The sequence below is a fragment of the Amycolatopsis sp. SID8362 genome, from assembly GCF_010550475.1.
In the GTDB taxonomy this organism is placed as follows: domain Bacteria; phylum Actinomycetota; class Actinomycetes; order Mycobacteriales; family Pseudonocardiaceae; genus Amycolatopsis; species Amycolatopsis eburnea.
Map to the genome: position 1 here is coordinate 1 of NZ_JAAGNB010001625.1, position 4234 is coordinate 4234.

The window sequence follows — 4234 nt, forward strand, 5'->3', positions numbered from 1 at the left end:
GTCGGCCAGCGCCGCCCGCGCGTGCGGGAGCATCGCCCGGCCCATCGGCGTGAGCCGGACAGCGCGGGGCAGCCGTTCGAGCAGCGGCCCGCCGAGGCCGCGTTCGAGCGCGCGCATCTGGTGCGACAACGCCGGCTGCGTCACGTGCAGCTGCTCGGCGGCACGGGTGAACGAGCCGGTGTCGACCACCGTGACCAGGTATTCCAGCTGCCGCAGGCTTGTCATGAACTCAGCTTATCGACTTGGTGACAACGATGCCTTGGACTTATCCCCCGCGTCCGGTGAGCCTGGTGTCATGAAGCGCAAGACAGCACTCGTCGCCGGAGCCAACGGGATCATCGGCCGGAACCTCGTCGAACACCTGCGAGCGGACGGCGGCTGGGACGTCCTCGGCCTTTCCCGCCGCGGCGGTCTCGCCGTCGACCTGCTCGACCCGGCCGACACCCGGGCCAAGGTCGGCGCCCTGACCGGCGTCACGCACCTCTTCTACGCCGCCTACCAGGACCGGCCGACCTGGGCCGAGCTCGTCCCGCCGAACCTGGCGATGCTGACGAACCTGGTCGAGGCCCTGGACCCGGCGGCGCTGGAGCACGTCAGCCTGATGCAGGGCTACAAGGTCTACGGCGCCCACCTCGGCCCGTTCAAGACCCCGGCGCGCGAGACCGACGCCGGGCACATGCCGCCCGAGTTCAACGTCGACCAGCAGCAGTTCCTCGAACGCCGCGCGGGCTCGTGGACGTGGTCCGCGATCCGCCCCTCGGTGGTCGGCGGCACGGCACTGGGCAACCCGATGAACCTGGCGCTGGCGATCGCGGTGTACGCGTCGATCTCGAAGGAACTGGGGGTGCCGCTGCGGTTCCCGGGCAAGCCCGGCGCGTACGACAGCCTGCTGGAGATGACGGACGCCGGCCTCCTGGCCTCGGCCACGGTCTGGGCGGCCGACCGCCAGGGCCCGTTCAACATCGCGAACGGCGACCTGTTCCGCTGGCGCGAACTGTGGCCGAAACTCGCGGCGTACTTCGACCTGGAGACCGCTCCGCCGCTGCGGATGTCCCTGGTGGACGTCATGGCCGACAAGGCTCCACTGTGGACCTCGATGGCGGCCCGCCACGGCCTTTCCCCGTCCTACGCGGACGTTTCCACGTCGTGGGCGTTCGCCGACTTCGTGTTCGGCTGGGACTACGACATGTTCGCGGACACGTCGAAGTCGCGCCGCGCGGGGTTCCACGAGTACGTGGAGACGGAGCAGATGTTCTACCGGCTGTTCGACGAGTTCCGGAAGGCGCGGGTGATCCCCTAGCCCCGGCCGATGAAGGGCATCGTCGTCGCCGTGACGGTGAGGAACTGGACGTTCGCGTCCAGTGGCAGCCCCGCCATGTACCGCACCGCGTCGGCGACGTGGCGGACGTCGAACGTCGGCTCCGCGACGACCCGGCCGTCCGCCTGGGGGATGCCCGCCGCCATGCGTTCGGTCATCTCCGTGGCCGCGTTGCCGATGTCGATCTGGCCGCAGGCGACGTTCCAGGCGCGGCCGTCGAGCGAAATCGAGCGGGTCAGGCCGGTGACCGCGTGCTTGGTGGCCGTGTAGGCGACGCTCGCGGGCCGCGGGACGTGGGCGGAGATCGAGCCGTTGTTCACGATCCGGCCGCCACGCGGGTCCTGGTCCCTCATCAGCCGCACGGCCTGCCGGGCGCAGAGGAACATCCCGGTCAGGTTGACGTCCACCGTCCGCTTCCAGTCCTCGACGGACAGGTCGGCGACCGTCCCGGCCGCGCCGATGCCGGCGTTGTTGACGAGCAGGTCGAGCCGCCCCCAGGCGTCCCGGACGGCCGCGAAGAGCGCGTCGACCGACTGCTCGTCGGCGACGTCGGTGGGGACGACCAGGGCGCCCTCGAAGCCCTCAGCGGTTTCCTCGAGGGCGGCGGCGCGGCGTCCGGCCAGTGCGACGGACCAGCCGTCTTCGAGCAGCGCCCGCGCCACCGCGCGCCCGATTCCCGAACCCGCCCCGGTGACGATCGCCGTTTTCGCCATTCCGCCTCCTAGACTGCTCGTATGGGACTTCGCGAGAGATTCCGAGCGGGGCTCGCCCGGCAGCTCGGCCACCCTAGCGGCCTGCGGGGGCGGGCCGTCGGCGCGATGCTCAACCGCCGCAACCGCGAGGCGGTGGTGAAGGCGGTCGCCGCCCTCGAGCTGACCGGCGGGGAAACGGCGCTGGACATCGGGTTCGGCGGCGGCCTCGGGCTCCGGCTGCTGCTGCCGGCCGCCGCCCGGGTGCACGGCGTGGACATCTCGGCGACGATGCTCGACCGGGCCCGGGCGACCTTCCGCGAGGAGCTGGCGGCCGGGCGGCTCGTGCTCGACGAGGGCTCGATGACGGCGCTGCCCCTGGCGGACGGCTCGGTCGACGCGATCGTTTCGACGAACACCATCTACTTCGTCGAGGACCTCGGCGCCGCGCTCGCCGAGGTCGCGCGGGTGCTCGCACCCGGTGGGCGGTTCGTGCTCGGCATCGGCGACCCGGACATGATGGCGCGAGTGCCGATGCTGACCGGCAACGGCTTCCGCCTCCGGCCGGTCGCCGACGTCGAAGCCGCGCTGGGCGCCGCGGGCCTGAGCTTGCGCAAGCACGCGCGGTTCACCCACGGCGGGCTCGGCTTCCACCTCCTGAGCACCGCGAAATGACGAAAGAGGGCCCGGCGCGTGCCGGGCCCTCTTCGCGGAACGCCGACCTTACTTCGGCTGGACACCCAGCGCGGCCAGCGCCGGGCCGGCCATGATCACGCCGGTGCCGGTCACCGTGTCGAAGCCGGGCGTGCCCAGGTCGATGGCCGAGGACACCAGTGCCGAGCGGATCTGGGCCGGGGTCGCCGTCGGCTTGCCCGAGAGCAGCAGGGCCGCGATCGCCGCCGCGTGCGGGGCCGCCGCCGACGTCCCGAAGAACGGCTGGAAGCCGGTCACCGAGGTCGCCACGCCGTCCGCCGCCGTGATGTCCGGCTTGTTGCGGGTCGTGCCGCCGGTCGAGGAGACGTTGCCCGGGGTGATCGCCGTGCCGTCGGCGTTGTAGAACAGCTTGCGCTTGCCGTCGGAGGAGAACCGCTCCCACTTGCTCGACGCGGTGTACAGGCCCGGGTACGGGCCGGCCGGGTTGGCCGGGTCACCGGTCTCCAGCGGGCGGCCGAACGCGGCCGCCGCCGGGGCCGCCGCGACGCTGAACGCGTTCGCCGCGGCCGAGTGGCCGTTGGTGACACCGTTGGTGCTGAAGGCCTTCAGCGAACCCGAAGCCACGAAACGGCCGCGGATGACGTTCAGCGCGATGAACCGGTCGGCGCCGCTGTACTTGACGACCGCGACCTTGTAGCCGGAGCCCGTGGTGGGCACCGAAGCGATCTCGTACGGGTTCTGCGCGCCGGACTGGCCGTTCTCGCTGGAGGCCACGACGCTGCCCGACGAGTTCAGGATGAACAGGTCGTAGTCGTTGGCGGACTTGCCCCACGGGTCGGACCAGAACAGCGTCACCGGCTTGCCGAGCGAGCCGGCCGAAAGCGCGTCGAAGTTCTGCGTGGTGCTGCTCGGGTCGAAGTCGTGCGGGGTCCCGGTGACGCCGCTGATCTTCGTCGGCGAGGCGCGGAAGTCGCCTTCGTAGTACCCGCTGGTGCCGTCGGTCGCGTTGCCCGAGTTGCCGGCCGAGGAGAAGTACAGGACGCCGGCCGCGGTCACGTCGTTGACCGCCTGCGCGACCTGCGTGTCCTGGAACGGCGACTCGTCGAAGTAGGAGACGTCGTCGACGATGATCTGGCACTTGCCGGTGGTGCGCAGCGCGCGGATGTTCGCGGCGAAGCTGGCCTCGCTGGTGAACGCGGTGGCGAAGCCGAGGGTCGCGTTCGGCGCGAGGTCGTGGATGATCTCGAGCATCGCGGTGCCCTCGTCGCCGCTGCCCTTCTGGCCGGACAGCACGTCGACCGCGGGCAGTTCGCCGGCGCTCTGCGACTTCGCGAGCGAGTCGACGCCGTCGGAGAGCACGCACACCTTGATGCCGGAACCGCTGACGCCGTAGGTCGTGCGGGCGGCGTCGGCGCCGTGCGCCTTGTCCCCTTCGGACACCTGCGTCGCGGCGGCGGCCTGCGCGGCCACGGCCTGGCGCAGGTCCCGGTTGCCCGGCTCGCTCCAGGTGGTGGCCTGCGCCGCGGGCTTCACTTCGGCGACGTCGGCGCGGCCGGCGATCGCGTCCACCGCG

General features: G+C 71.7%; 5 protein-coding genes. 2 read left to right on the forward strand and 3 right to left on the reverse strand.

Translation table 11 applies throughout. The annotated features are described in order from the left end of the window. Window positions 1-225 (reverse strand): LysR family transcriptional regulator (locus tag G3I65_RS50305; protein ID WP_160702919.1); only part of this gene is annotated, 225 nt, incomplete at its 3' end. Between the two features lie 70 nt (window positions 226-295). Between G3I65_RS50305 and G3I65_RS50310 the strand changes: the two genes are divergently transcribed. Then, window positions 296-1300 (forward strand): SDR family oxidoreductase, encoded by a 1005-nt coding sequence (locus tag G3I65_RS50310; protein ID WP_160702921.1) that lies wholly within the window; start codon window positions 296-298, stop codon window positions 1298-1300. On the opposite strand, the gene G3I65_RS50315 is transcribed toward G3I65_RS50310, so the two are convergent. Beyond that, the gene (locus tag G3I65_RS50315; RefSeq protein WP_160702923.1) at window positions 1297-2031 is read right to left on the reverse strand and encodes an SDR family oxidoreductase; all 735 of its coding nucleotides are present in this window, start codon (window positions 2029-2031) and stop codon (window positions 1297-1299) included. The two genes, G3I65_RS50310 and G3I65_RS50315, sit on opposite strands and share 4 nt — an antisense overlap. Before the next feature lie 21 nt (window positions 2032-2052). On the opposite strand from G3I65_RS50315, the gene G3I65_RS50320 reads away from it, so the two are divergent. Then, window positions 2053-2682: a class I SAM-dependent methyltransferase gene (locus G3I65_RS50320; RefSeq protein WP_166641601.1), complete on the forward strand. Its 630-nt coding sequence runs from the start codon at window positions 2053-2055 to the stop codon at window positions 2680-2682. A gap of 48 nt (window positions 2683-2730) precedes the next feature. On the opposite strand, the gene G3I65_RS50325 is transcribed toward G3I65_RS50320, so the two are convergent. Continuing rightward, window positions 2731-4234 (reverse strand): S8 family serine peptidase (locus G3I65_RS50325; RefSeq protein ID WP_160702925.1); only part of this gene is annotated, 1504 nt, incomplete at its 5' end.